Below are 25,812 nucleotides of genomic sequence, written 5' to 3'. Positions count from 1 at the left end.
GCTCCATCACCAACTGCCTCAAGCCTAGCTCTATGCGACAACGCGCGAACCGCCGCAAGTTGCTTGACGCAGCCTTAACCAGAATTATTGAATATTCTGCGAATGCTCCTCAATCGGGGTGATGCCAAATCCAAACGCATCCGCGGTCATTCCAGCCAAGCTGTTGGTCTCAAGGATAAAGCGGGTCAGCCATTCATGCAGCCCCTCGGCAAAAATATCTTTGACACTCAGTGTCGTCAGCATTTGATGATGATAATTAAGGCGGCTCAGCAGCTCTTGTTGCAGGCTGTCATCGCCTTGCGCCAATGTTTCAAGCTCGTATTGCAGATGGTCGAGCGCGCGGCGCAGCGATCTTGGGCTGTGTTCGTTCAAGACCAACAGATCGACGACGCCTTCGGAATCAAGACTGCGGCCATAGATGTGACGAAACGCTGTGGCCGAATTGGCTGCGCGCAAAATTTGCAGCCATTGCAAATAATCCAGCCCGCCGCCCACATCAGTCACCTCAGGCAACAGCACATGGTACTTCACATCCAAAAGCCGCGCAGTGGCATCGGCCCGTTCAAACCATTTGCCCATCTGCACAAACCCAAAGCGGTCATTGCGCAGCATTGTATCCGACACCGTTCCGCCAATCAGCGCAGATCTCGACTGCACCCAATCCAAAAAGGCAGATAGGTTCTTGCGGTCCAACTCTTGCTTGAGATGGAGTTTGAGTTCCGCATGGGTTTGGTTGATGGCCTCCCAAACCTCGGATGTCAAAGACGGGCGCACGGCTTTGGCATTTTGCCGGGCGGCATTGATACATGACACAATCGACGATGGATTTGTGACATCACGGACCAAATGTTCACAGACATCAATGGCATTCGCCGCCTCTGGCCCACCAGCGAAACTCTCGGTGCAGCCCGACGCGATGACAACCGACGTCCATTCGCTCTGTTCTGTGCTTGCGCGGCGCGGCAATGCATCCAAACGGCGCCCGGCATTCAACAAACGGGCGGTATTATCCATCCGTTCGACATAACGGGCCATCCAAAACAAGCCTTCAGCGGTTCTACTCAGCATCTGAAATCCTATCCGACAAAACCCATGTATCCTTGACGCCGCCGCCCTGGCTTGAATTCACCACCAGTGATCCTTCAGTCAGCGCCACGCGCGTCAACCCGCTTGGTATCAGCGTCGTTTTGCTGCCCGAAATCACAAACGGCCTGAGGTCCACATGCCGTGGTGACATCCCATCCGGGGTGAGGATCGGCGATGTCGACAAAGACAAAGTCGGTTGGGCGATATAATTGGTCGGGTTCGCGATGAGCTTGGCGCGGAAGTCTTCGACCTCTTCGGCGCTCGAGGTTGGCCCGACAAGCATGCCATACCCGCCCGATCCATGCACCTCTTTGACCACCAGTTTGGCGAGATTGGCCAGAACGTATTCAAGCTCATCCGGGCGGTCGCAACAATAGGTCGGCACGTTCTCAATGATCGGCTCTTCATCCAGATAGAACCGTATCATTTCAGGGACATAGGTATAGATCGACTTGTCATCAGCAATGCCGGTGCCGGGTGCGTTGACCATTGTCACATTGCCCGCCTTCATTGCCCGAATAATGCCCGGCACGCCCAGCGCGCTGTCAGCACGAAACACTTCGGGATCCATGAAATCATCATCTATTCGACGATAGAGCACATGCACCTGTTCAGGCCCCTTTGTGGTGCGCATAAACACCTTGTCATCTTCGACAAACAGATCAGAGCCTTCGACAAGCTCAATTCCCATAAGGTCGGCCAAAAAGTAGTGCTCGTAATAGGCCGAATTGTACTGCCCCGGCGTCAATAGCGCGAGCGTCGGTGCCCCCTCGCAATTGGCGGGTGCGCAATCTTGCATAGCGGCGGCCAGATGCTCTCCATACCCATCGACGGGGCGCACACGACCGCCCTCAAACAGCTCTGGGAACATCCGAGACATCACTTCGCGGTTTTGCAGCACATAAGACACGCCCGAAGGTGTCCGGCAGTTGTCTTCTAAAACGAAAAACTGTTCCTCATCGGTGCGCACAATATCAACACCAATAATATGAGACCATATATCATTGGGCGGACGATAACCGTTCATCTCTTCTAGATAGGCTGGATTATTCAGGATCATAGCTTCGGGGATTATCCCCTTTTTGATGATCTTACGATCCCCGTAAACATCTGCAATGAAACAATTTAAAGCCTTAGCCCGTTGAATTGATCCACGTTCGATAATAGACCATTCAGACGCATTAAAGACCCGCGGCACCATATCAAACGGAATGACGCGGTCCGGGTCGGTGCCGTCAGTATAGACAGCAAACGTTATGCCATTTCGACGAAACAAGGCTTCGGCCTCATCCTGACGTTCCAATAACGCATTCGGCCCGTGCTTGTTCAACCAAGCATCAATAACGGCGTATTCCTCGCGGAGACCCGATCCGCGAAACATCTCGTTATACATTCTTCTTCCTGTCGTTTTTTTGTGCATATGCCCTTTGATGAGGACCCTTTGTCCGTCCAACGGTTTTCTTTGGTCAGAAAATATCATCTAGTGGACGAAACCAAGCCTCAGGCGGCAATTAAATGAGGAAAAAATACTCCTATGTCTATTAAAGTGGCACTTTCTCACAAGACCACCTACTCTTACGATCGGTTGGTCAATTTGGCGCCCCATGTGGTCCGCTTGCGGCCAACACCTCATGCCCGAACACCGATCAAAAGCTACAGTCTAACTGTTGAGCCAAAAGAACATTTTATCAACTGGCAACAAGACGCTTTTTCAAATTGGCAGGCGCGGCTGGTCTTTCCTGAGCCAACCCGTGAGCTATCGGTCACGGTGGATTTGGTCGCCGATATGGTTGCGATTAATCCGTTTGATTTCTTTCTGGACGCCTCTGCAGACCAGGTTCCCTTTCTCTATGACAAGGCCCTGATCAAAGATCTGCGCCCCTATCTCAAGAAAATCGCGCGCGGTCCTCTGTTCGAAGAATTTGTCGCCAAAGCACCGCCGCAAACCGGGGATACAAACAACTGGCTTGTGGCGCTGAACCAATATGTGGCCGACGCCATTCAATACACAATTCGGATGGAACCGGGGGTGCAACGCCCAACCGAAACCATCAAGAAAGCGCTGGGTTCGTGCCGCGATAGCGCTTGGCTTTTGGTCGCCTTATTCCGCCACTATGGGTATGCAGCGCGCTTTGTGTCTGGCTACCTCATTCAATTGACTGCCGATCAAAAACCAATCACCGGCCCCGCAGGCCCCACCGAAGATTTCACCGACTTGCACGCCTGGGCCGAGGTCTATCTGCCTGGTGCCGGTTGGGTCGGAATGGATGCAACATCCGGGCTATTTGCAGGCGAAGGGCATATTCCGCTCGCCGCCACGCCCGAGCCAAGCTCTGCCGCCGCGATCACCGGAGCCCATGACAAGGCCGAGGTCACCTTTGGGTTTGAGATGTCGGTTCAGCGCATCGCCGAACCCCCGCGTGTCACTCGCCCCCTGTCTCCTGAACAATGGGCCGAGATCGACCGCGCCGGGGAAACCATTGAGACAAAACTCAAATCTCAGGACATGCGCCTGACTATGGGCGGCGAACCCACCTTTATTTCGGCTGATGATCGTGACGGAGCGGAATGGACAACCGACGCGGTTGGCCCCACCAAACAGGCCTATGCAGACGATCTGTTGCGCCGCCTGCAAACCCGGTTCGCCCCCCATGGCGTGCTGCATCACGGCCAAGGCAAATGGTACCCCGGCGAGGCCCTGCCCCGTTGGGCCTATTCCATCATCTGGCGTGGCGACGGACAGCCGCTTTGGTCCAATGTCGATCTGATCGCCAAAGAAGGCACGGGCACCGCCACCGCCGAAACCGCCAGCGATTTCGCCGCCAAACTGGCCGAAAATCTCGGGCTTGAGGATGATTTCGTTCACGACATCTACGAAGACCCGATGCATTTCATCGGCACCGAGGCGCTCTTGCCCGAAAATGTCACCGCCGAAGACAGTGAGCTTTCTGACCCCCAAGAGCGCGCCCGCCTTATTCGGATGATGAACAACGGTCTGACCGAGCCTTCCAGCTTTGCGATTCCGCTGCAACTGGCCCAGGCCAAGGCCGCTGGCAAGCGTCGGTTCCGCTGGGCGTCCGAGCGTTGGACAACCCGGCGCGGCAAACTGTTTTTGACCCCCGGCGACAGCCCGGCCGGTCTGCGTCTGCCGCTTGCCACCCTGCGCAAAAGCGAAAAGGACAAGAAAGGCCGGCGCACCCGGATCGAAAAGCCCTTTGTGCGCGATCCCATGACCCGCCGTCCGCCCCCCGCGCCGCGCCATCTGCAACAATCCCCCTTTACCGGGGCCACCGGCCCAGCGCAGGATTACGACGCCGATTATTGGCTGCGCGATGTGGTGAGCTCTGATGATTGGATCGAAGGCGGTCAAACCTTGTGGTCCGAGGGCATGCCCATCCGCACCGCGCTCACCGTTGAAGTCCGCGACGGGATTTTGCACATCTTTATGCCACCAACCGGTTCGGCAGATGAATACCTTGATCTGATCGAAGCCGCCGAAGACACCGCCGAAGAGATGGGCCTTGCCGTGCGTGTCGAAGGCTATGAACCACCCCGCGATCCGTCAATCAACGTGATCCGCGTCACCCCGGACCCCGGCGTGATCGAGGTCAACATTCACCCGGCTTCCAATTGGGGCGGATTGCGCGAAATCACCGCCGCTCTTTATGAAGAGGCGCGCCAATGTGGTCTCGACAGCTTTACCTTTATGGTTGATGGGAGACTCACCGGGTCTGGTGGCGGCAATCACATCGTTGTCGGCGGTCAAACCCCAAGCGACAGCCCCTTCCTGCGCCGTCCCGATCTTGCCGCCTCGGTGATCCGCTATTGGCAACGCCACCCGTCGCTGTCCTATCTGTTTTCTGGCACGTTTATCGGCCCAACCTCACAGGCCCCGCGCTTTGACGAGGGCCGGTCTGGCAACGTCTATGAGATGGAAATCGCCCTGGCCGAGCTGCAACGCATGCAGGATTCCGGCCAGGGTTTCCCCTGGTTGTCTGACCGCATCCTGCGCCATTTGCTCACCGATCTGACCGGCAACACCCACCGCGCCGAGATTTGCATCGACAAGATGTTCTCACCCGATAGCCCAACAGGGCGCCTTGGTCTGGTGGAATTCCGCGGCTTTGAAATGCCGCCGCATTGGCAGATGTCGATGGCTCAGTCGCTGGTGATCCGCGCGCTATTGGCTTGGTTCTGGGAAAAACCCTATACCGAGCCACTGATCGACTGGAAAAGCGACCTGCATGACAAACACCTGCTCCCGCATCATGTCTGGTCCGATTTCAAAGAGGTTCTGGCCGATCTGTCCACCGCCCATGGCTTCCCTTTCCGCCCCGATTGGTACGACGCCCAGTTCGAATTCCGCTTCCCAGAAGTGGGCCGCGTCGAGGTAGAAGGCCTCACCCTCAGCCTGCGCAATGCCATCGAACCCTGGCTGGTTTTGGGGGAAGAAAGCACCGCAGGCGGCACCTCGCGCTATGTCGATAGCTCGTTAGAACGGGTCGAACTTACCGTCGAAGGAGCTTGGTCTGATCGCTATGTCCTCACCTGCAATCAGGTCGAAGTCCCCTTGCGCGATTACGGCCCCGATCTGCGCGGCGCTGGTATTCGCTTCCGCAGTTGGCAACCATGGTCTTCCCTGCATCCGACCATTCCGGCCCACGCCCCTCTGGTGTTTGACGTCTACGACAAGACCGTCGGGCGTTCGGTCGGCGGGCTGACCTATCATGTTGCGCACCAAGGGGGGCGCGCCCATGAAACCCGGCCGGTGAATGACCTAGAAGCCGAAGGCCGCCGTCGCGTGCGGTTTGTCGCGGGGCAACATACCCCGCTTGGCTTCAACCCGATCCAACCTCGTGCGAATCCGCACCAATACTGGACCACTGACTTGCGGTTCGTTTAAAAACCGGGCGGCGGGCCTGTTGAGCACCCCAACGCATAGCGGCCATGTTCCAGCTATGCTTGACAGGCCCGCCCCCCTCCTCAACAAAGCCCCTATTGCGCCAAGTTCACATTCAACACCTCGGTGTGCCGCACCCCTTGTGTGCCGCCCGCCATTAAGGAAGCCCAAATGTCTAAGCTGACTGCCGCAGGAGCCGCATGTGTCTCCGATATCGCCCGGCGCTATGGCCTCTCCGAACCTGCCGTTGAACATATGGCCCGCGCCGTTTCAAATGGCGGTGGCAGCATGGCACAATTCAACGTCCCCGAACTTGGCGGCTCTGGCCAATGGATGGCGGGCGGCATGACCATGGTTGGCGATATGTTCAACCACGGTTTGCAAAACACCGTTTCCAGCCTGTGCAGCGAACTTGCCAACGCGATGGGGCTCACACAGTTCTTTGAAACAGTTCAAGATATTAGCGGCGGAAGCTGGTGGCCTGATGGGCTTGGCCTCCCCGCATCTACGGGTGGGCAAAATCAGGCCCGCTATGCCTATTTTCCGCAATCCCGCCGCATCGCTTATGATCATGGCGACGGACGTCCTTTGACCATTTTGGACACCGGTGACCACAATATTGGCGGCTTTAGCCAACAACAATCCGGCGGCGGTGACCCCTATTTTGGCGTCTCAGTCTCAAGCCAGTTTGGTCAATTCGCCCTGTCCTCTTTCCCGCTTGCCGACACCTCTCCCAGCCCTGCCCCAGTTCAGGACCCCATTCCGGAATCCCAAGAATCCCCGGCCCCTGCCGCGCCGGAATATGCCGCTCCCGCCGCCCAGCGGGATATGGCCCCGGTCGCAAATGACCCGGTCGCAAATGACATGGCGACAACCGCACATCCTGACCAAACGGCTGAGATTCTCAGCACAATCGAAGGTCTCGCCCGTCTTCGCGACGCTGGTGCGCTGTCCGAGGACGAATTCTCTTACAAAAAGGCCGAATTGCTCGCCCGTCTCTGATCCGGTCCACGCGCGTTCATCACGTCGGCGCTCAAGACAAAGCATCGCATTTTTGGTAGACTGTTCTCATATTTTGTCCGTTTTAAATGTGAGATTTTGCCGTGACCGCGCTGACCCAATGCCCCTATTGCCTGATGGATATCCCGTCCAAGGCCAAGAAATGCCATCGCTGCCAGACAGTTCTCGCTGATAAACCCAAGGGGCTTTGGGCGCGTTTTACCGGCTCAATCAAAGAGATCGCCAGCCTCATTACCGCCCTATCCACTCTGGCCTGTCCACTCTGGCCGGTGCCAGCGCGCTTTGGGTTTATTTGCCCCTTGGCCAAATCTCGGATGTCACCGTTAACGACGCCTCATCGGACCCATCGCAATTCACCTTCTTGTTGCGCAATGACGGCACGCGCTCGGCCTTTGTGGGGCCAGTGCGGATAAAACGCGACTATGAAGATCAATCAGACAGCGCTGGCCACAAAGAGGGTGTGCGCATTCTGGACCCCGAACAAAGCATCGTCCCGCCACATGGCAGCATCGTGCTCCATCTCGACGACGCGCTACAGGACCATTCGCAAGCGCAAACGGATCGTTGTACCGTCACCCTCGAACTTTGGGATTATGGCGCAACCGCCGCGCGGCTCCTGACGTTTGAGCGCCCCTGCTTTGTCGCCCCTGTTGGGGCAAGTTGGTCAACTCCTGAGAATTGGAACCGCAGGCCTCAGGTCAGCAAGTGAGCGCACAAACCGAGTAGTTTGAGGCATATGGCGCTCTTAAGTGCAGGGCGCGCTCTGCCTGCAAACAGATCGCGCGCCGAATGTCCCGCAAAATGCGCCGCAATCAGACTTCTTCGATCCGCAACGCCACAGGTTCGCTTGCCATGACACCGGTCTTGGGCAACGCGCCCAGCGCATCATCCAGCGCGACGCGCGTGGTTTTATGGGTGACGATCAGCACGGGAGCCGACGCGTCTTGGTGGCTATACTGACGCATCCGGTCGATCGACACGCCTGCCTCGCCCAAAACGGCGGCAACTTTGGCCATCGCGCCGGGCTTGTCCTGCAGCGCCATGCGCAAGTAATAGGGCGCAGCAACGGTGGCTTTGGCGGGGGTCGCCGCGCGCAAAGTGCTTGCCGGTTGGCCAAAGGTGGTAATCCGTAACCCGCGCGCAATATCCATCACATCGCCCATCACCGCGCTTGCAGTCGGGCCTTCGCCCGCACCTGCGCCGCGCAGCACAATCTGTCCAACCTGATCGCCTTCCACGACGACCATATTGGTGCCGCCCTGCAACTGCCCCAAAGGGGACGTCGCCGGAACAAGGCAGGGGGTCATGGTCTGTTCCAGCCCACGGCGGGTGTAACGGGTAACCCCCAACAATTTGATCCGATACCCCATATCGGCCGCCTGCCGAATGTCTTCGATGGTGACACAGCCGATACCCTCAAGCTCAACCGCGTCAAAATTCACCTGCGTTCCAAAGGCAATCGCCGCAATCAGCGACAGTTTGTGCCCCGCATCAATGCCGCCCACGTCCAGATTTGGATCCGCCTCAAGATAGCCAAGCCCATCTGCCTCGGCAAAGGCTTCATCATAGGACAGGCCCCCATCTTCCATCCGGGTCAGGATATAGTTGCAGGTGCCGTTCATCACCCCCATCACCCGCTCAATCTCGTTGCCAGCAAGGCCCTCGGTCAGAGATTTGATGATCGGAATACCGCCTGCAACCGCGGCCTCAAAACGCAGCACCGCCCCATGGGCTTCGGCCAGTTCGGCCAAATCCTGCCCGTGATGGGCCAGCATCGCTTTATTGGCGGTCACAACGTCTTTGCCCGCCTTCAGCGCCGCTTCGGTCGCGGCTTTGGCCGGGCCGTCACTGCCGCCCATCAACTCCACGAAAACGTCAACATCATCGCGCAGCGCCAAGGCCACAGGATCGTCTTCCCAAGCGTAATCGCTCAGCGACACACCGCGATCCTTGTCACGGTTGCGCGCTGATACCGCCGTCACCACCACAGGGCGTCCGCCGCGTTGTGCCAACAGCTCGGCCTTTTGACGCACGATCTTGACCACACCGGCCCCGACCGTCCCAAGACCGGCAATACCAAGACGCAATGGGCTGGGTTTTGGATCGGACATGTGGAAGCTCCTTCTGGATGCGATCGAAATGCAAATTATATCAGCCGCCTTAGCGCCAGTTTAGGTCAGGTGCAACGCCAACTGCCCCTTGATCGCCCCTTCATCACCCGGGCGTGGTTACTGTGCTCTTAATTGTGCAGCTTTTTGGCGCAACCGTGCCACACGCTGCGCAATCCCCGCGCCCGACCCGACCCGCATCGTCTGTAGCCGCGCTGCGCGCGCGCGCAAGCCACCGGCCCGCCCCTCAACCTGTCCGACCATTTCAACCGTCGCCACCGGCGCATCCGCCACCAACAGGGTCTCCAAGGGCACCAATTTGGGATAGGGGGCATTGGCCACACCCGGTGTCTCTCCGGCTTCCAACTCAGGAAACTCGGCACATCCTGCCAACAGGCCAATCACGATCAAGGCGCCCACGCGCATCACAATGCTCATCCCTTACTCATGCCGCAACCGCGCCGCGCCCGCAACAGCCCTCCGCCCCAAGCCTTTGCACAATCGGCAAGCATTCGCCTTGCTCTGAACGTCCGTTCAGATAATATCCCCCCATGGCACGTACCCAAGGTTCCCATTCGCAAATCACCGGCCCACGCATCCGCGCCGTGGCGCTTAAACTCTTTGCGGAACACGGTTACGCCGCTGTCTCCATGCGCCAAATCGCCCGCGACGTCGGTGTTCAGGCCGGGGCGCTCTATAATTATACCCCTGACAAACAGGACTTGCTGTTCTCGCTGATGAAACAGCACATGGACGAACTTCTCGAGGCTTGCGCCTCTCGGGTGACAAGCGGCGATGCCATGACCCGGCTACACAACTTTGTTGATTTTCACATCAACTTCCATATGGGCCGCGCCGATGAAATCTTCATCGCCTATATGGAGTTGCGCAATCTCAGCCCCGAGAACTTCGCGACCATCGAAGCCCTGCGCCGCGCTTACGAAGACCACCTCGAAGCCATCCTGATCTCAGGCCAGACCGAACTGGTCTTCGACGTGCCCGACCCAAAAGTCACCACCCGCGCCCTGATCGCCATGCTGACCGGTATCACCACTTGGTATCGCCCCAGCGGTGCTCTCTCGCCTGCCGAAGTCGCAGACCTCTATTGGAACATGACCCGCAAAGCCGTCGCGGCCTAACAGCTCCAAGGCCAAAATCGGCCCATCGGGCCCCTTCAGCACGGGCCTAAGCCCCTGAAATCACTTACACCCTCCAATCTGCCAAACATAACACCGACAATATTCAAACGGCATTCATGGCCGCTCTCAGTGCCGTATTTTAGGCCTGCTCCTATTTGCGGAAAATCCCAAACATCCGGCCACACTTCATCCTGAGCCAAGACAAGACCCTGAAACCGCTGTCGCCCGGCGGGTGATTGTCTTGCGCCTGAGCCGTATGTACGGTCTCAAGATGTTTCGACGCACTTCGAACCAGCACGTCAAAACCTTTGTCCGTTGCCGCTTGCAACGCCCGCTCGAAATGCCCAACGGCCTCAGCCCACATCCCGACACGGGCCTGCGCCACACCCTGATGCAGCATGGCAATCACCCGTGACCGGTCGTTGGTCAGGGCCTGCCACGCCACTTCAGCCTTTTGCAGATCGCCAAGGGCAAGCTCAGTGTTTTGCAGCTCGATATGCGTGCGCCCCCTGGCCTCCAGAGCGACAGCGATGCCCCAATGATCGTCCATGTCTTGTGCGATTTTCAACCTTTTCTGGATGGCCAGAAACGCCTCTTCCGGTTGCCCCGTTGCAAGCAACACATTGGCGAGGTTTGTGAGGCAAGCGCCTTGACCACGACGATCCCCAAGCTCTTCCGTCAACTGAATCCCTTCACGCAACAGCGTGATGGACTCGTCTGGGCGATCGGCAAGCTGGTACAAACGGCCCAGGCCGTTTTTTGCAGCACTCAACGTGTCTTTGTCGGTTTGAACCACCTCCTCATGGATGAGGGCCAAATAGGCCTCCTCGGCCGTTTCAAACTCTCCAATTTCCGACGCGGCGTTGCCGATGCCGTTCAACGCGCGCAACATCCCATCGCGATGGCCAACCTGCGCATGCAGCGCATATGACGTGCGATGCCGCTCCAAACTGCGCTCAAAATTGCCCGCTTCAAAATCGAGAACCGCAAGATTGCCTATGGCAGCACCTTCCTGCCGAAGATCCCCGGCCTCTCGTGCCAGCCTATGTTGCTTGCTAAAATCCGAGCGGGCTTGATCAAACTGCCCCTGCGCTTCGTGGACGATCCCAAGATGCCCCCAGACACCGATTGTCCGCTCAGGGGTGTTGAGCTGGTGGGTCAGCCTGATGGCTTCAAGATGGCATTCCTCGGCCCGAGACCAGTTCCCAGCCGCGAATTCTTCCAATCCCAACAGGTCAACCAAGATGGCAGTGACCTGCACGTTCTGAGCCCCCCGTGCGTTTTCGAGAAACTGAGAATACAGGTACCGACGCTGGTCGATGGTCATGCGTTCGTGCAGAATATTGGCCCCCATCCCCCCAAATTGGACGGATAGATCGCGTCGTCTCTCTGGCATCTCTTGAGCACCGGCGATCCAAAACAAGGCGGCCTCTATGTTTTCGGCGTTCAGGTCATAAAGAACCCGCGCACCGTCATCGAAATCGTCGTCGTAAACGCGTTGGCCATACCCCTGCAAAAGACCAAGGTAATGCGCCGCGAAGCGCAATTGTGCCTGGGCGCGTTCGTTTTGGGATTTGGACAGTGCAGGGTCATGTTTAGGGCGCATGCGCCCCCCCGTCCCGCCCTTGAGCAAGCCGATGGATCAAGGCCTCAGCACTGTCTTTGCGGGGATCATCAACCTTTTCAAACAACCGCAGCGCCTCCTGTGCGGATTGGGCGGCACCTGCGTGATCATCTGCCTTTTCTCTTAACAGAGCTAAGTTGTAGTAGGTGACCGCCAAGGCGGACAGATCACCATAAAACCGATGCACCTCAATGGCTTTGGCGAAATGGCCCTCAGCCTTCTCCATCTCGTCAAGTGAACTATAACAGGCGGCAATGTTCGAATGAGCATAGGCGATCCCGGTCTGATGTCCGAGCGCTGTATGCAAATCCAGCGCGGATTGGTGGAGTTGCAGCGCCTTGTCATGCGCGCCCTGAAAGCCCGCCAATAACCCAAGATTGCCCAGCGCGTTGGCCATGCCAAACCTGTGCTGACGCTCTTGTTCAAGCACAAGCGCATTTTGCCAACATTCTCGGGCGCGATCAAACTCCTGGGTTTTGGCGTAGGAGGTCCCAAGATTGGCCAAGATTGACGCCTGAGTGGCGCGATCATCCACTGATCGCGCCAGATCCAGCGCCTGCTTAAACTTGGACTGTGCCGATTGTTCGTCCCCCAAGCCCGTCAGCGTCAGCGCGATATTCTGCAGGACAATGGCCAGTCCGCGGTCGTTCTTGCACCGCCTTTGAAGCTCCTCTGCGTCCTGCAACTCCTGCAAGGCCACGCGGCGCTGTCCAAGGGCTTCGTGGCACAGCGCCGCGTTGCACAAGGCGCGCCCCTCGGCCTCGGTATCTGCCAAAATCCGGCTCGCTCTGATCTGATGCTGGAAGGTCGTCAATCTTTCGGTCGGAGTTTGCCGAACCAACATAATATGCATGCTCGCATCCGCAAACTCTGAGACTAGCGCATTCCAATCGGCATCTGCCTGCGCGATCTCACCTGCAGAACGGAGAGCAGCTTCTATGTTGTCCCGATCCGCATCAAAGGTTGCCAAGGCCGTCGCCGCCGCGTCACCGCCATCCAGATAGGCGGAATTCAAAGCTTCCAGCTTGTCTTTGCAATGCCGAGCAAATCGAAATTGCGCCAGATTTCTTTCCGTCATGCCGAACCTGTTTCGCGCTTCTCAAACTCTTCTTCGGCAAGGTCCCGCATGAGGTCATGAAACCGATATCGGCTGCTGACGGGGTCGTATTCAAGCATCGCCAATCGTGTGAGTTCCGAGAGCGTTTGCTTGGCGTCATCAACGCCACACTCCCAAATCGCCGCTGCCGCCATAACATCAAAATGGCTTGGAACGACGGACAAAAACCGCCAACGCTGCGCCTTTAGGGGGGTTTCCTCAAGCAAACGATCGTGACTGAGGCCCAACACAACACGCACGTCCCGCTCAAGGTCGTCAGAAGCCAGAGCCTCAAATCGCTCCGATCTGTGTCGCAGCACTGTGACGTAGTCCTGGCCGCTCCAATCGCGGTTTGCACTGAGAAACGCACCCGCCGCCCTAACCGCGAGCGGAAGTCTCCCGCAGAATGAAACAATTGCCTGCTGGTCTGCCTTGGACATCGGCTCTGTGCGACCGGCGATCATCTGTGCAAGCAAGGTCAAGGCGTCTGCCTCATCCAGAAGCGGGACACTGATGCCGATGGCACCATCCAGACTCAGGCGTTTGCGCGACGTGACAAGCAAAACATTGCGGCCTGGGGGGATAAGGGCTTTGACTTGCGCTGAATCTCGGGCGTCATCGGCGATGATCAAACACTTGCGGCGTGCCAAGATCGAGCGGAACAAAGCCTCGCGGTCATCACCGTCGTCCGGGACGATAGTGGCACGATCCAAGCGCCGGATCACTCGGGCCAGAGCCTCCTCAGGGCTGAGCGCAAATGTCTGGCGAATGCCCTTCAAGTCCAGCCAAATGGTTCCATCAGGAAAGGCGGGTGCTGCCTTTTGAGCCACAAGCGCGGCAAGCGTGGTCTTTCCGATCCCGCCCATTCCGTGAAGGGTGCAAACTGTCCCGATGTCACCAACAACAATCGGCGCGACGAGCTCTCTGAGTTGCGTTTCTCGCCCGACAAAATCTTTGGGGGGTGTTGGTGCGGTCCAGATTTGATCAGTCTCGGATTGCAGCCACATGTGGGATAAATTCGCATATTCTTGTGACTCTGTGCCGATGCTCAGGGGCATCTTTGTCACCTCAGCCCGTGCACCCTCTGTGAAGACAATCGAGCCTTGGCGAATACCATCGCCCAAGGCGGCTTGTTCGCCTGCACTCAGTGTCGGAGTAGCCGCCAGTTTGGCAAGGGTTGATGCAAGGGACACTGTCGCATCAGCGTCTGATCCTGCAAACGCCACCTGCGTCGCTTGCACCGAGCGCTTGTAGGCCAACCAAGACAGGCCCGCCGCGAACATGACAATAATCAGGAACAAGGCCCATTGCTCCGCAGGACTAGGAACGCTCAGCGCCGGCAGATGGCACACCCAAGCCGCTTCAACATCGCAGTTTGTCGCCGCCCGCCACCCTTCAAGCGTCTGGAGGATCACCGGTATACCTGAGAAAAAGGCCAGTGCGGACACCGTCACTGTTGCCATGCACAGGGTCACAATTCTGACCCAGGAATGCTCTGCTGACAGGAACAAACCACGGGTCAAAAGGATTCCAACCAAGACGAGAACGAGCGCCGCCAATGCGCCCCCTGCTCCTGTAATCCACCAGCCAAACAGCGGCATCGCGACGAGGGCCACAAGGCTTGTGATAGCATAGCCATAGGTAAAGCGATTGACCGAGCCCTGTGCCATTGTGCGAGTGTTGTTGTCCTGATGGGTCATGATCAGCCTAACCATTGCCTCTGTTAAAGGTGGCTTGAATCTCTGGGATTGATAACACGCTATCATTGAGTGTGGGGGCCTGCCACAAGTTCATTGCATCGCTCTTGTGAGCGGCAGGGCACCGCTCCTGTCCCGCCGTCTCCGCCCATTTTTCCGGCCCGTCTTACTCGTTTTCCGCCCCCACCTCTCGCCCCGCCTCTCGCCCCCGCCTCTCGCCTCTGCATATCCGTCGCACGACAGCGCCCAATCCCCTCACAGCCGCGAGGACGAGCTTTGGCGCTCTGCCGCGTCCAACCTCGCCCCCCAACGAGGGCGGAAAATGCTCATCGTCCGCCCGGCCTCCGACGCGGTTCTGGCCCGTCCACAAAATCCATAGCGCCCGCGCAGTTTTTCTGGCCGGGGCTTCTGGCCGGAGTCGCTGGCCGGGGCTTCTGGGCTGTGTTTCTGGGCATGAATTGACATTACCGACACATGTCGGTAGTAAGCTGTATGCGAACACGCCTTTCCAAATCCGACAGACGAGACACAATTCTGAAGACGGCCCGTCAGCTGATCACAGAAAAGGGTCTGACAAGCACGGAAATGGAAGACATCCGTCTTGCCTGTGGGATTTCACGTGGCGGGCTCTATCACCACTTTGCAAACAAGCGCGCCGTACTCGATGCGCTGGTCGCGGGCGAAGTGGCGTCCCTTGCCGATGCGATGACCTCCAAGGACACCTCTCCGATCCCCGCCTTGCTTTTGGCCGGGTCACGCCATCTTGGCAACGATCCCGGTCTTGCGGCGGCCCTCAATACACCCGCCGAAAAGCGCGACTATCTCTCGGCATTGGACACGGCGTTTTCGTCCCTTCTCACCGGGGTCCTGAGCGACAGGATCACGAATGACGTCCAAGAGGGCACCAACCCCGAACATGTGGCCGAGCTTTTTGTGACCATCAGCGCGCATATCAACCGGCGCGAAATACTGGGTCAGTGGTCAGGCGCGCAATCAGCGGGGTTTGCCGCCACATCACTAGAGGCTCTGGCCCCCCTTCTGGCCTCACCCAAAGAACTTGCACCGATCATCGCAGACCTCAAAAAGAGAGCAACCCAACCTTGATACCCCTGCCCTTTCTTGCGCTGACATTCGCGATTTCTCTGGCTGGGTTTGCCTGCATCCTTGCCCTTCCCGCCGCGCGCTCTCCGCAAAGCGCTCTGGGTCTGCCGGTTTGGATGCTCATGGTGTGGGGACCGTCGCTTGCGGCGATCCTGCTGAGCCTGCGCGACGGACAGCTGATAGAGCTGCTGGGCCGGGCGGTGAGCGTTTCGACCATCCCCATGGCCGTTTGGGCCTTGGTTGTCGCCCCATTGGTTTTGCTCTTCGCGCTGCGTCCCTTTGCGCCGGAGGAAACCACGCCCCTTGGCATCGGTCTGCTGGCCACACTGATCCTCTTCAACTTGATCCTGGGCCCGCTTGGCGAAGAGCTCGGCTGGCGCGGATATTTTCAAGACCATCTCAACAGTCGGATTGGATGGCTTGAAGCGTCGCTGATTATTGGCGTTATCTGGTGTGTCTGGCACCTTCCGCTTTGGGCCATTGACTCCCCGCATGCGCAGATCGCGATGCCGCTCTTTGCGGGCCATGTGATGTGTTATGCCGTCATCATTGGGGCAGCTCACACGATGTCGGGCGGCTCAATTTTGCCTGCAATCCTCATCCACCTGAGCGTGAACCTCGCGGCCAATCTGGCGATATTTGCGGGGTTCCGGGATCCAAACGCCTGGTTCAGCTCAAGCCTCTGGCTGTATCTGGTGCTGTCGCTGGCGGCGATCGGACTGGTCTATGCCCGAACCGGGCAAATCGGGCTGCGGGGGATCGCGTTCTAGGCGCGGCCCGCGACTGGCAATCAGACTGAGTTTGACGAGCGTAAATTTGCGCTTGTGCCGCGATGTCCAATCTGCCCCGCTCCCTATTTTACTATTTGCGTCTAAGGGCCTAAAACCTTCAAACCGGCTGGCGCATGACGTCCACAAACTTATACCAAAGGCGTCCCTCATGGCCACCAATTCCAAGCTGCACCCCCGCAATCAACACTCAGACGGGTACGATTTTGCACGCTTGGTCGCGCAGACCCCCGCGCTTGAGGCCTTTACGATCCGCAATCCACGCGGTCAGACGACGATTGATTTTAAAGACGTCGCGGCGGTCCGCATGCTCAATCGGGCTCTCTTAAAGACGCATTATAACATTGACGATTGGGACATCCCGGCCGGTTACCTGTGCCCGCCAATTCCCGGACGCGTTGATTATATCCATTACCTCGCCGACTTGCTCTCTGACGGCAACGCTCAGAAAATACCCCGCGGCCCGCACATCCAGGCCCTGGACATCGGCACAGGGGCCAGCTTGGTGTACCCTCTCACCGGTCAGAGCGAATATGGCTGGAGCTTCACGGGCGTCGAAATTGATGCCCGTGCCCTCACATCCGCCCAGAAAATATGTGACGCCAACGCGTTAAAAATCCCCCTGAGGCACCAGGTTGAGCCGGAAAATATCTTTCGTGGCGTGATCAAAGCCAATGACTTTTTCCACGTCACCATGTGCAACCCGCCTTTTCATGCCTCCAAGGAACAGGCGCAAAAAGGCACCCAGCGTAAATGGGCAAACCTCGGCAAAGGGAAGTCAAAGAAGCTTAACTTTGGCGGCCAAAACGCCGAGCTTTGGTGCCCCGGCGGTGAAATCGGCTTTGTCGCGCGCATGATTGAACAAAGCGCGGAATTCGCCGAACACGGCCTGTGGTTCACCTCTTTGGTGTCGAAAAAGGACAACCTGCAACCGCTCGCTCGGATTCTGAAAAAAGCGCGGGTTGCCGATTATAAGGTTGTCGACATGGCTCAGGGGCAAAAAACCAGCCGGTTTATTGCTTGGACGTTCAAGACGAAAAAACAACGCGCGATTCAGACCAAAACTCTTCAGACCAAAACTCTTCAGGCCAAAACTCTTCAGGCCAAAACTCTTCAGGCCAAAACTGTTCAGGCCAAGTAAAACCAAATACAAAACCGGTTTGGCCCGTATCGCAACAGCCCCCTTGCCATCAGAGGGCAACACCACAAAAGCAGGCCGGCATAACCCGTCCGGCTTTCACGCCAACTCGTCAGATTGTCTTTCCACATTGGCCAACGACGACCGCGTCACCACATGCGTTTCAATACAAACAGAGCGTCCCTTGGACGTGCCCTCCACCATAGCGATCAGTTCGGCCGCTGCCTTGCGCCCCATCTTACGGTGCGGAACATGCACCGTTGTCAGCGAAGGGCTGACAATCTCGGCCAGTTCGATGTCATCAAAGCCGGTGACCGACACCTGATCGGGAACGGCAATGCCAAGCCGCTTAGCCTCGCGCAGCGCCCCTGCCGCCAAAACATCATTGCCACACATCACAGCCGTGGGCCGAGGACTTAACGCCATCAAATCGCCAAAGGCCTGGGCCCCCTGTTCAATGCCATATGGGGTTTCAATCAACGTCAGCGCATCAAGCTCAAAACCATTTGCGATCAACGCATCTTTGACGCCCTGAACACGGTTAAAAGCCCGATCATTTCCATCCGTCAGCCCAGATATCATCGCAATCCGCCGATGCCCCGCATCCAACACACATTGCGCCAGTTCGGACATGGCCTCGCGGTTGTTAAACCCGACCGAAGGCTGCCGCGCCTCGGGCAAGTAGGACCAGGCCACCAAAGCTGGGACCTGATGACGGTCCAAATATTCGTAAATATGCGCGCCCCGCTCATGCCCGATCAACAGCAACCCATCGGCCCCCCGCGCCAACAGGGATCGTATCTGTTCTTCCTCAATATCAGGTTTGTAAGCCGAGCTTGACACAAGCAGCGTATAGCCATGGTCGCGCAGCTCATCTTGAAAGGCCTGTAGCCCGCGCGCAAAGATGGCATTGTCCATGGTTGGAATAATCGCACCGATGGTAAAAGACCGTTTGGCCGCCATCACACGCGCTGCGAAATTGGGCGTGTAACCAAGCATTTCAACCGCCTGCAAAACACGTTCGCGGGTTTTTGCCACAACTTGATCTGGAGAATTCAAGCAACGCGATACGGTTGCCGTCGAAACCCCGGCTTCCTTGGCGACATCGCTAAGTGTAGGTGATGTCCGGTTTTTTCCCATTTTCTCGTTTTCCGCTCCAATACCAGTATCCTTATCACAAAATCACCCGAAGGCCACTCATCAATGTAAGCGCTTGCATTTGAAATGTAAGCGCTTACAAATGTCATGAAACCGATTCACTCAGGAGTGCTTGATGTCCCTCATCGCCTCGATCCTCGTCTTTGCCCTCTTCTTCGCCAATGTCGCGTTGGGCGCTTTTGCTGATCGTGCCTTTCTCGGAGATGTGGGCGAAATGTTGGTTTTGTTTGCGGCCTCGATCCTGTTCGTCGTCGCAATTCTCAAAAAAGAAGCCGACGAAAAGAAAAACAAAGAAGACGGCTGAAACATCCAGTGGGAGGAAACTATGACGAACGACACAACCGGGTTGAAGTCCGCCGAAAGGCGCAACTTTTTAAAGCTTAGTGCAAGCGGTGCCTTTACCGCAGCCATGGTGGTGGGGGCCGGCGGCATGCTGTGGTCAACCGAAGCCGTCGCCCAAACGGCACGTGAAGAAAAAGAGCGCGAGGCAGCAGCGGATCATGTGATGACCGTGGCCACGGCCTATGTTCTGGGCGCATCGCGCAGCTATCCGATCATGCAGCTGGATCTGAAAGAAAACATCCAGAACGCAACCAACGGCAAGGTCTATGTGAAACTGGCGCCCGGTGGTCAGCTGGGTGCAGGCGGGGCGCTTGTGCAAAAGGTTCAGGGCGGCACCATTCAGGCGGCGCAGCACTCCTTGTCCAATTTCGCGCCCTTTGCCTCGACGGTTGATTTGATCAACATGCCCTATCTTTGTGGCTCTAACCAACGGTTCACCAATTTGGTGACCTCCGATTTTTGGAAATCAAACGTCGAACCCAAGGTTGAAGAAAACGGCTTTAAGGCGTTGTTCTATATCAATATCGACCCCCGTGTTGTGGCCGTGCGCAAAGGCGGAAACGCTGTGCTGACGCCCGGCGATATGGCTGGGGTCAAATTCCGTGTGCCCGGTTCGAAAATGCTTCAGCAATACTACCGTATGGTCGGCGCAAATCCGACACCTGTTGCCTGGGGCGAAACCCCCTCTGCGATCAAACAGGGTGTCGCAGATGCCTTGGACCCCTCGGTTGGCGCGCTCTATGTCTTTGGCTTCAAAGACATCCTGAGCCATGTCACCTTCACCCAAGCGGTCCCCGACAGTCAGGTGTTCTCTTGTAACCTTGAGTGGTTCAACGGGCTTCCTGCGGACGTTCAGGACGGGATCATGTGGGGCTCAGAAATGACCGGGCACCAGAACCTTGCCAAGGTTCCCTCGGCGCGCAGCTATGCCATGTCCGAACTGGCCAAGGCTGGTGTCCAATTCCACTCCCTGAGCGACGATCAGCTTGGCGAATGGAAAGACGCGGGGGGCTATCAGCGCTCCGAATGGGACTCGTTCAAAACAGAGCTGGCCGGATCGATGGATAACTTCGCCAAAATGGAAGAAGCCGCCAGCACCCAAGGCAAATACTACGTGCACGACGCCTGATGACCCACGGGTGAGCGTCGCACAGGGCGCTCACCTTTTTCACACGCGCGCCACACATGCCGTTTGAGCGGCGACCGCGGCCTGCGCAACACTCAAGGCTCCCCATGAACATCTTGCAAAAGATCGACAAAAACGCCGAACGCTGGTTGCTTTTGACCTTTTACGTGATGCTGGTCATCACCATGGCAATCGAAGTCATCCGGCGAGAGCTGTTCGCCTATTCCTCGATCTGGGGCGAAGAGATTGTCCGATATTCCTTTATCTACCTCGCTTGGATCGGTGCTGCGGCGGCGGTCAAAGAGCGGGCCCATATCCGAATTGACGTCATCCTGCATTACTTTGGCCCGCGCACCAAAGCACTGTTCTACATATTCGGTGATCTGGTCATGTTCGTCGTCGCGCTGGTCGCGCTTTATTGGTCCTTTGAGACGGTCCTCGTCTCGGCCAAGTTCGGCTCAGTGAGCCACGGCCTGCGTATTTCGATGGTCTGGTTCCTGATGTCGGTGCCTTTGGGCTTTGCCCTGATGATCTGGCGCTTGTTGCAATCCTTGTGGCGCGATCTGCGCACCCTTCGAGACGGCACCCCCGTCTTCGAAGGCGACAAGCTGTTTGATTAAGGAGGCCGACAATGCTTTGGCAACAAGTCAATCAAACTGTTGAATTGGGATGGGATTTCTATCTTCCCGTGCTGCTTTTTGTCGGCCTGATCGCCATGGCGGTGCCCGTCTGGGCCGCCATTGGTGCCGCCGCAATCACCATGCTTGTCATGTCCGGCGATCTGCCCCTCAGTGCCATCGGCGAAAGCCTGTTTACCGGGATTGATGCCTTTGCCCTGACGGCTGTGCCCCTGTTCATCCTGACCGGCGATGTTCTGGTCCGCACCGGTCTGAGCCGAAAATTCCTCGATGTGGCCGAAGCCCTGACCTGTTGGACAAAAGGCGGCTTTGGTTCGGCCACGGTTCTGGTCTGTGGCATGTTCGCCGCGATTTCAGGGTCGGACGCAGCAGGCGCCGCCGCGGTTGGTCGCATGACAATCGCTCGGCTGGTCGAAAGCGGCTATCCACGGCCCTATGCCTGCGCCCTGGTGGCGGCGGGGGCCTGCACCGGCATCCTGATCCCGCCCTCGATAGCCTATATCATCATCGGCCTTGTGCTGGGAATTTCCGCCTCGACCCTGTTCCTGGCCGCGCTGGTTCCCGGCATTGCCATTCTGGTTTCGATCTTGGTCACCAACATCATCATGAACCGCCTCTACAGCTATGAGACCGGTGGCAATCTTAGCGTTGCAGAATGGTCGACCAACCTTGGCAAATCGCTGAAATCCGGCTGGTATGCCTTTATCGTCCCCGGCATCATCTTTTACGGCATCTTCTCAGGCCGGCTCACCCCAACCGAAGCGGGTGCAACCGCCGTTGTGGTCACAATCGCCATGGGGTTCATCCTTGGCACGCTCAGGTTTTCCGACTTTCCGGCCATGCTGGTCAGCTCGGCCAAGGTGAACGGGGTGATCCTGCCGATCATCGCCTTCTCTGCCCCTCTGGCCGAAGCCCTGGCGATCATGGGTGTTCCGCAGGGGTTCGTTACGGCTGTCACCGGTCTCACCGATGATCCTTATGTGCTGATCCTCTTGATGATCGGTATTCTGATTGCGGCGGGCTGTGTGATGGAAACCACCCCCAATATCGTGATCCTTGCGCCGATCCTCAAACCCTTGGCGGACAATATCGGCATGAACGAAATTCAGTTCTGCATCATGATGATCACCGCCTTGGGCGTTGGCTTCATCACACCGCCTCTTGGCCTCAACCTGTTTGTGGTCTCTGGCATCACCGGAGAGTCGATCCTCAAGATCGCCGCCCGCGCCGTGCCCTTTGTTTTGACCATGCTGATCGTGGTGCTGCTGATCGCTTACATCCCCGCGATATCAACAACCCTTCTTCCAGACATCTATAAATAGGATCCTCCTGCAATGACACGCGAATACCTTAAGCAGGCTTCTCTCACATCCAAGTCAGACGCGTCCAAAACCCACGCGGTCGTCAAAGGGATTCTGGACGATATCGAACAAGGTGGCGATGCAAGCGCCTTGGAATACACCGCCAAATTCGACAAATATGACGGCAATGTTTTGTTGACCGAGCAAGAGATCGCAGAGGCCTGCGCTTTGGTGCCCGAAAAGCTCCGTCAGGACATCCAGTTCGCCCATGACAATGTGCGCCGCTTTGCCGAATTGCAAAAAAGCACCGTCAGCGATGTCGAAACCGAAATCACTCCGGGGTTTGTGACCGGTCAAAAGGTCATCCCTGTGGATGCCGCGGGCTGTTATGTGCCCGGTGGTCGCTATAGTCATATCGCCAGCGCGATCATGACCGTGACCACCGCCAAAGTCGCCGGGTGTCGCCATATCACCGCCTGTTCGCCCCCCCGTCCGGGCGTGGGCGTTGCTCCGGCGATTGTTTATGCGGCCCATATTTGCGGCGCGGATAAGATTTTGGCCATGGGCGGGGTTCAGGGCGTTGCCTCCATGACCTTTGGCCTCTTTGGTCTGCCCAAGGCAAATATTCTGGTCGGCCCCGGCAATCAATTTGTCGCCGAAGCCAAGCGCATTCTCTTTGGCCGCGTTGGCATCGACATGATTGCAGGCCCCACCGATAGCCTTGTTTTGGCTGACAAAAGCGCCGACGCCCATATCGTGGCAACAGATCTGGTGAGCCAGGCTGAGCATGGCTACAATTCCCCCGTCTGGCTGGTCACCGATGATCGCACGCTGGCCCAGGACGTTATGGCCTTGGTGCCCACTCTGATCGACGCGCTTCCTGAGGTGAACCGCGAAAATGCCTTTGCCGCATGGCGCGATTATGCCGAAGTCATCTTGTGTTCGGATCGCGAAGAAATGGCCGCCTGCTCTGACGAATACGCGCCCGAACATCTGACCGTTCAGGCCGATGATCTCGACTGGTGGCTGGCTCGGCTCACCTGTTATGGCTCGCTTTTTCTGGGCGAAGAAACCACGGTTTCCTATGGCGACAAGGCGACTGGCACCAACCATGTTTTGCCCACCTCGCGCGCAGCAAGCTATACCGGCGGCTTATCGGTGCACAAATATATGAAGATCGTCACCTGGCAGCGCGCAACCCGCGAAGGCTCCAAGGCCGTGGCCGAGGCAACCGCCCGGATTTCCCGCCTGGAAGGGATGGAAGGGCATGCCCGCGCCGCCGATGTGCGTCTGGCCAAATATTTCCCGGATGAAACCTTCGATCTGACTGCAAATGGCTGACCCGCGCGCTCTTTTGGACCTGACCGGCAAAGTGGCCTGCATCACTGGCGCAAGCTCGGGGTTGGGGCGGCAGGCCGCCTTGACCCTTGCCAGCGCCGGGGCGCGGGTGGTGGCCGTGGCCCGCCGCGCCGATGCCTTGGCCGACCTCGCCGCCCAAATCGGGCCAAGCGCCGATTTTGTCGCTGCTGATATCGCAGACCGCGATCATTTGAACACCCTGTGTACGTCAATCGTAACCCCCTTTGGTGCCCCCGATATTCTTGTGCATGCTGCGGGGGTGAACACCCGGCAGGCCGCCGATGATGTCACCGCAGCGGGCTGGGATCAAACCCTTGCCCTGAACCTGTCCACACCATTCTTTCTCAGCCAAGCGCTTGTTCCTGCGATGAAAGACAAGGGCTGGGGCCGGATCGTCACGTTTGCCTCCCTGCAAACCACGCGGGCCTTTCCCGGTGGCATCGCCTATGGGGCGTCCAAGGCCGGGATCGGCCAATTGACCCGCGCCATGGCCGAGGCATGGTCACCGCATGGCATCACCGCCAATGCGATTGGTCCGGGCTTTTTTCCGACCGAGCTCACACAGGCTGTCTTTGACGATGACAGCCGCGCTGCCCGCAATGCCGCTCAAACCTGCATCGGGCGAAACGGGCGGCTGGACGACATGGATGGGCCGCTTTTGTTCCTGTGCTCAGAGGCCTCGGCCTATGTGACAGGGCAGGTTTTGATGGTCGACGGAGGGTTTACGGCGAAATGAAAGCTTTGGTCTATGAAGGCAAAGAAACCTTGGAATGGCGCGATGTGCCCATGCCCGTCGCCGCAGCGGGTGAACATCTGATCCGCCTGCGCGCGGTGGGGATTTGTGGCTCAGACATGCATGCCTATCTGGGGCATGATGCACGCCGCCCGGCGCCTTTGATCCTCGGGCACGAGGCCGCCGGGATCATCGAAGACGGGCCACAGGCTGGCCGCCGCGTGACACTTAATCCGCTGGTGACCTGTGGAACCTGCACTGCCTGCCTGTCGGGCCGTGAAAACCTCTGCCCCGAACGGCAGATCATTTCCATGCCCCCGCGCGAAGGCGCATTTGCGCAATTTGTGGCCATGCCCGAGCGCAACCTTGTCACCGTTCCCAAAGACGTGCCCTTGGCCAAAGCGGCCTTGGCCGAACCTCTGGCCGTGAGCTGGCACGCCGCGCGACTTGGGCTTGAGGCGCTCCACCCGTCGATGGACCGCCGGGCGCTGGTGATTGGTGGCGGTGCTATCGGGCTCGCCGCCGCCTTGGCGCTCCGGGCGATGGGGGTGGAAGAGGTCACCATTCAAGAACCCAATGCGTTGCGCCGCGCGTTCCTTGCCGAACGCTGTGGGCAAAGGGTGAGCGAGGCGGCGCAGATGCACTGGCCTTTGGTGATCGACGCCGTTGGCTATGCGGCCACCCGCGCCACGGCTTCCGCCGCCGCCGATCCCGGTGGCGTTGTGGTGCATGTTGGGTTGGGCGACGATACGGGCGGGCTCGATATCCGCCGGATGACACTTCAGGAAATCACCTTTATCGGCACATACACATATACCGCACAGGATTTTCGCGACACAGCACAAGCGATTTTTGAGAACCGCCTCGGCGCGCTTGACTGGATCGACCAACGCCCCTTGAGTGCTGGGGCCGATGCCTTTCGTGACCTGCGTCTGGGCCGTGTCGCCGCCCCTAAAATCGTGCTCGACCCGTGGTCCTAAAAAATCATCGCAACAGATCGCTGAAACACATCACCGAGGAAACAGACAATGTACGACAAGATTCTCGTTGCCATGGCGCTTGATCACGGGGTGTCCCCCTCCACGCTTGAAATCGCGCGGGCCCTTTGCAATCCGGGCGGCCAGATCATCGCCGTGCATGTGCATGAACCCGTACAAGGCTCGGTAGGAGCCTATCTCGACGATGAGGTCGTTCAGAGCGGGGTCGCACAGGCGCGCCAGATACTGGTCGACAAAACCGCCCATCTGGACGGTGTTAAAACCGTTCTCGTTCAAGGGCATATCTATCGAACCCTCATCGACTACTCTGCCCAAAACGACATCGGCTGTATCGTGATTGGCTCGCACAAGCCCGGTCTGAGCGACTATCTCTTGGGTTCTACGGCGGCTCGGGTGGTGCGCCACGCCCCCTGCGCGGTCCATGTCTATCGAAGTTCCTGATCCCTATCTGAAATCAAAC

The 25,812-nt window shown here is 57.8% G+C and carries 23 protein-coding genes; 15 read left to right on the top strand and 8 right to left on the bottom strand.

What is annotated here, in order from left to right:
* Nucleotides 1–84: 84 nt before the first annotated feature.
* Together ACRBB0_RS25075 and ACRBB0_RS25070 are read right to left on the bottom strand one after the other, a co-directional pair.
* Complete coding sequence (locus ACRBB0_RS25075) at nt 85–1,068, bottom strand: alpha-E domain-containing protein (RefSeq protein ID WP_431377214.1); 984 nt, start codon at nt 1,066–1,068, stop codon at nt 85–87.
* The gene (locus ACRBB0_RS25070; RefSeq protein WP_431377213.1) at nt 1,058–2,479 is read right to left on the bottom strand and encodes a circularly permuted type 2 ATP-grasp protein; all 1,422 of its coding nucleotides are present in this window, start codon (nt 2,477–2,479) and stop codon (nt 1,058–1,060) included. The genes ACRBB0_RS25075 and ACRBB0_RS25070 overlap by 11 nt, the downstream gene beginning before the upstream one ends.
* Nucleotides 2,480–2,620: 141 nt before the next feature.
* Between ACRBB0_RS25070 and ACRBB0_RS25065 the strand changes: the two genes are divergently transcribed.
* The 3 genes from ACRBB0_RS25065 to ACRBB0_RS25055 all read left to right on the top strand — a co-directional run bounded on the left by ACRBB0_RS25065 (nt 2,621) and on the right by ACRBB0_RS25055 (nt 7,715).
* A complete protein-coding gene (locus ACRBB0_RS25065; protein ID WP_431377212.1) occupies nt 2,621–5,989 on the top strand; it encodes a DUF2126 domain-containing protein in 3,369 nt (1,122 codons plus the stop codon).
* 168 nt (nt 5,990–6,157) lie between these two features.
* A complete protein-coding gene (locus tag ACRBB0_RS25060) occupies nt 6,158–6,988 on the top strand; it encodes an SHOCT domain-containing protein (protein WP_431377211.1) in 831 nt (276 codons plus the stop codon).
* A gap of 205 nt (nt 6,989–7,193) precedes the next feature.
* Nucleotides 7,194–7,715, top strand: a complete 522-nt coding sequence (locus ACRBB0_RS25055) for a hypothetical protein (protein WP_431377210.1) — start codon at nt 7,194–7,196, stop codon at nt 7,713–7,715.
* A 103-nt stretch (nt 7,716–7,818) separates the two neighbouring features.
* On the opposite strand, the gene ACRBB0_RS25050 is transcribed toward ACRBB0_RS25055, so the two are convergent.
* Together ACRBB0_RS25050 and ACRBB0_RS25045 are read right to left on the bottom strand one after the other, a co-directional pair.
* A complete protein-coding gene (locus tag ACRBB0_RS25050; protein ID WP_431377209.1) occupies nt 7,819–9,117 on the bottom strand; it encodes a homoserine dehydrogenase in 1,299 nt (432 codons plus the stop codon).
* A 117-nt stretch (nt 9,118–9,234) separates the two neighbouring features.
* The gene (locus tag ACRBB0_RS25045) at nt 9,235–9,552 is read right to left on the bottom strand and encodes a hypothetical protein (protein ID WP_431377208.1); all 318 of its coding nucleotides are present in this window, start codon (nt 9,550–9,552) and stop codon (nt 9,235–9,237) included.
* 113 nt (nt 9,553–9,665) lie between these two features.
* On the opposite strand from ACRBB0_RS25045, the gene ACRBB0_RS25040 reads away from it, so the two are divergent.
* Complete coding sequence (locus ACRBB0_RS25040; protein WP_431377207.1) at nt 9,666–10,253, top strand: TetR/AcrR family transcriptional regulator; 588 nt, start codon at nt 9,666–9,668, stop codon at nt 10,251–10,253.
* Nucleotides 10,254–10,404: 151 nt separating this feature from the next.
* Here the strand turns inward: ACRBB0_RS25040 and ACRBB0_RS25035 are convergent, their stop codons facing one another.
* Genes ACRBB0_RS25035 through ACRBB0_RS25025 form a run of 3 tightly spaced genes read right to left on the bottom strand, consistent with a single transcriptional unit; the run spans nt 10,405 to nt 14,688 of the window.
* Entirely contained in the window at nt 10,405–11,859 is a 1,455-nt protein-coding gene (locus tag ACRBB0_RS25035; protein WP_431377206.1) for a tetratricopeptide repeat protein, read from the bottom strand.
* On the bottom strand, nt 11,849–12,955 hold the full coding sequence (locus ACRBB0_RS25030; RefSeq protein WP_431377205.1) for a tetratricopeptide repeat protein: 1,107 nt from the start codon (nt 12,953–12,955) through the stop codon (nt 11,849–11,851). Before ACRBB0_RS25030 ends, ACRBB0_RS25035 begins: the two co-directional genes overlap by 11 nt.
* The gene (locus ACRBB0_RS25025; protein ID WP_431377204.1) at nt 12,952–14,688 is read right to left on the bottom strand and encodes an NB-ARC domain-containing protein; all 1,737 of its coding nucleotides are present in this window, start codon (nt 14,686–14,688) and stop codon (nt 12,952–12,954) included. The genes ACRBB0_RS25030 and ACRBB0_RS25025 overlap by 4 nt, the downstream gene beginning before the upstream one ends.
* Before the next feature lie 474 nt (nt 14,689–15,162).
* Between ACRBB0_RS25025 and ACRBB0_RS25020 the strand changes: the two genes are divergently transcribed.
* The 3 genes from ACRBB0_RS25020 to rlmF all read left to right on the top strand — a co-directional run bounded on the left by ACRBB0_RS25020 (nt 15,163) and on the right by rlmF (nt 17,700).
* Complete coding sequence (locus ACRBB0_RS25020) at nt 15,163–15,774, top strand: TetR/AcrR family transcriptional regulator (RefSeq protein ID WP_431377203.1); 612 nt, start codon at nt 15,163–15,165, stop codon at nt 15,772–15,774.
* Entirely contained in the window at nt 15,771–16,541 is a 771-nt protein-coding gene (locus ACRBB0_RS25015) for a CPBP family intramembrane glutamic endopeptidase (protein WP_431377202.1), read from the top strand. Before ACRBB0_RS25020 ends, ACRBB0_RS25015 begins: the two co-directional genes overlap by 4 nt.
* Nucleotides 16,542–16,710: 169 nt before the next feature.
* Nucleotides 16,711–17,700, top strand: coding sequence for a 23S rRNA (adenine(1618)-N(6))-methyltransferase RlmF (gene rlmF, locus ACRBB0_RS25010; RefSeq protein ID WP_431377201.1), 990 nt, complete (start codon nt 16,711–16,713; stop codon nt 17,698–17,700).
* Nucleotides 17,701–17,796: 96 nt separating this feature from the next.
* Here the strand turns inward: rlmF and ACRBB0_RS25005 are convergent, their stop codons facing one another.
* Nucleotides 17,797–18,837 (bottom strand): LacI family DNA-binding transcriptional regulator, encoded by a 1,041-nt coding sequence (locus ACRBB0_RS25005; RefSeq protein WP_431377200.1) that lies wholly within the window; start codon nt 18,835–18,837, stop codon nt 17,797–17,799.
* Between the two features lie 133 nt (nt 18,838–18,970).
* Between ACRBB0_RS25005 and ACRBB0_RS25000 the strand changes: the two genes are divergently transcribed.
* The 8 genes from ACRBB0_RS25000 to ACRBB0_RS24965 all read left to right on the top strand — a co-directional run bounded on the left by ACRBB0_RS25000 (nt 18,971) and on the right by ACRBB0_RS24965 (nt 25,793).
* The gene (locus tag ACRBB0_RS25000; protein ID WP_431377199.1) at nt 18,971–19,159 is read left to right on the top strand and encodes a hypothetical protein; all 189 of its coding nucleotides are present in this window, start codon (nt 18,971–18,973) and stop codon (nt 19,157–19,159) included.
* Nucleotides 19,160–19,180: 21 nt separating this feature from the next.
* Nucleotides 19,181–20,326, top strand: coding sequence for a TRAP transporter substrate-binding protein (locus tag ACRBB0_RS24995; RefSeq protein ID WP_431377198.1), 1,146 nt, complete (start codon nt 19,181–19,183; stop codon nt 20,324–20,326).
* A 104-nt stretch (nt 20,327–20,430) separates the two neighbouring features.
* The gene (locus ACRBB0_RS24990) at nt 20,431–20,943 is read left to right on the top strand and encodes a TRAP transporter small permease (RefSeq protein WP_431377197.1); all 513 of its coding nucleotides are present in this window, start codon (nt 20,431–20,433) and stop codon (nt 20,941–20,943) included.
* A gap of 11 nt (nt 20,944–20,954) precedes the next feature.
* On the top strand, nt 20,955–22,283 hold the full coding sequence (locus tag ACRBB0_RS24985) for a TRAP transporter large permease (RefSeq protein WP_431377196.1): 1,329 nt from the start codon (nt 20,955–20,957) through the stop codon (nt 22,281–22,283).
* Between the two features lie 12 nt (nt 22,284–22,295).
* Nucleotides 22,296–23,603 (top strand): histidinol dehydrogenase, encoded by a 1,308-nt coding sequence (gene hisD, locus ACRBB0_RS24980; RefSeq protein ID WP_431377195.1) that lies wholly within the window; start codon nt 22,296–22,298, stop codon nt 23,601–23,603.
* A complete protein-coding gene (locus tag ACRBB0_RS24975) occupies nt 23,596–24,357 on the top strand; it encodes an SDR family NAD(P)-dependent oxidoreductase (protein ID WP_431377194.1) in 762 nt (253 codons plus the stop codon). Before hisD ends, ACRBB0_RS24975 begins: the two co-directional genes overlap by 8 nt.
* Nucleotides 24,354–25,334 carry a zinc-dependent alcohol dehydrogenase gene (locus ACRBB0_RS24970; RefSeq protein ID WP_431377193.1) on the top strand — a complete coding sequence of 327 codons (981 nt, stop codon included), beginning with the start codon at nt 24,354–24,356 and terminating at the stop codon, nt 25,332–25,334. Before ACRBB0_RS24975 ends, ACRBB0_RS24970 begins: the two co-directional genes overlap by 4 nt.
* Before the next feature lie 48 nt (nt 25,335–25,382).
* Nucleotides 25,383–25,793, top strand: coding sequence for a universal stress protein (locus tag ACRBB0_RS24965; RefSeq protein ID WP_431377192.1), 411 nt, complete (start codon nt 25,383–25,385; stop codon nt 25,791–25,793).
* Nucleotides 25,794–25,812: the final 19 nt, after the last annotated feature.

Origin of the sequence: Pelagimonas sp. (assembly GCF_050633425.1) — a bacterium.
In the GTDB taxonomy this organism is placed as follows: domain Bacteria; phylum Pseudomonadota; class Alphaproteobacteria; order Rhodobacterales; family Rhodobacteraceae; genus Pelagimonas.
This window is presented reverse-complemented; position numbering and strand designations above follow the sequence as displayed.

What these genes read in the sequence shown, in the direction of transcription:
- ACRBB0_RS25070 (WP_431377213.1), bottom strand. Translation starts at nt 2,479, where the DNA reads ATGTATAACGAGATGTTTCGCGGATCGGGTCTCCGCGAGGAATACGCC.
- ACRBB0_RS25020 (WP_431377203.1), top strand. Translation starts at nt 15,163, where the DNA reads ATGCGAACACGCCTTTCCAAATCCGACAGACGAGACACAATTCTGAAG.
- ACRBB0_RS25005 (WP_431377200.1), bottom strand. Translation starts at nt 18,837, where the DNA reads ATGGGAAAAAACCGGACATCACCTACACTTAGCGATGTCGCCAAGGAA.
- ACRBB0_RS25050 (WP_431377209.1), bottom strand. Translation starts at nt 9,117, where the DNA reads ATGTCCGATCCAAAACCCAGCCCATTGCGTCTTGGTATTGCCGGTCTT.
- ACRBB0_RS24970 (WP_431377193.1), top strand. Translation starts at nt 24,354, where the DNA reads ATGAAAGCTTTGGTCTATGAAGGCAAAGAAACCTTGGAATGGCGCGAT.
- ACRBB0_RS25000 (WP_431377199.1), top strand. Translation starts at nt 18,971, where the DNA reads ATGTCCCTCATCGCCTCGATCCTCGTCTTTGCCCTCTTCTTCGCCAAT.
- ACRBB0_RS25075 (WP_431377214.1), bottom strand. Translation starts at nt 1,068, where the DNA reads ATGCTGAGTAGAACCGCTGAAGGCTTGTTTTGGATGGCCCGTTATGTC.
- ACRBB0_RS25060 (WP_431377211.1), top strand. Translation starts at nt 6,158, where the DNA reads ATGTCTAAGCTGACTGCCGCAGGAGCCGCATGTGTCTCCGATATCGCC.
- hisD (WP_431377195.1), top strand. Translation starts at nt 22,296, where the DNA reads ATGACACGCGAATACCTTAAGCAGGCTTCTCTCACATCCAAGTCAGAC.
- ACRBB0_RS25065 (WP_431377212.1), top strand. Translation starts at nt 2,621, where the DNA reads ATGTCTATTAAAGTGGCACTTTCTCACAAGACCACCTACTCTTACGAT.
- ACRBB0_RS24990 (WP_431377197.1), top strand. Translation starts at nt 20,431, where the DNA reads ATGAACATCTTGCAAAAGATCGACAAAAACGCCGAACGCTGGTTGCTT.
- ACRBB0_RS24965 (WP_431377192.1), top strand. Translation starts at nt 25,383, where the DNA reads ATGTACGACAAGATTCTCGTTGCCATGGCGCTTGATCACGGGGTGTCC.
- ACRBB0_RS24985 (WP_431377196.1), top strand. Translation starts at nt 20,955, where the DNA reads ATGCTTTGGCAACAAGTCAATCAAACTGTTGAATTGGGATGGGATTTC.
- ACRBB0_RS25040 (WP_431377207.1), top strand. Translation starts at nt 9,666, where the DNA reads ATGGCACGTACCCAAGGTTCCCATTCGCAAATCACCGGCCCACGCATC.
- ACRBB0_RS25035 (WP_431377206.1), bottom strand. Translation starts at nt 11,859, where the DNA reads ATGCGCCCTAAACATGACCCTGCACTGTCCAAATCCCAAAACGAACGC.
- ACRBB0_RS24995 (WP_431377198.1), top strand. Translation starts at nt 19,181, where the DNA reads ATGACGAACGACACAACCGGGTTGAAGTCCGCCGAAAGGCGCAACTTT.
- ACRBB0_RS24975 (WP_431377194.1), top strand. Translation starts at nt 23,596, where the DNA reads ATGGCTGACCCGCGCGCTCTTTTGGACCTGACCGGCAAAGTGGCCTGC.
- rlmF (WP_431377201.1), top strand. Translation starts at nt 16,711, where the DNA reads ATGGCCACCAATTCCAAGCTGCACCCCCGCAATCAACACTCAGACGGG.
- ACRBB0_RS25025 (WP_431377204.1), bottom strand. Translation starts at nt 14,688, where the DNA reads ATGGTTAGGCTGATCATGACCCATCAGGACAACAACACTCGCACAATG.
- ACRBB0_RS25030 (WP_431377205.1), bottom strand. Translation starts at nt 12,955, where the DNA reads ATGACGGAAAGAAATCTGGCGCAATTTCGATTTGCTCGGCATTGCAAA.
- ACRBB0_RS25045 (WP_431377208.1), bottom strand. Translation starts at nt 9,552, where the DNA reads ATGAGCATTGTGATGCGCGTGGGCGCCTTGATCGTGATTGGCCTGTTG.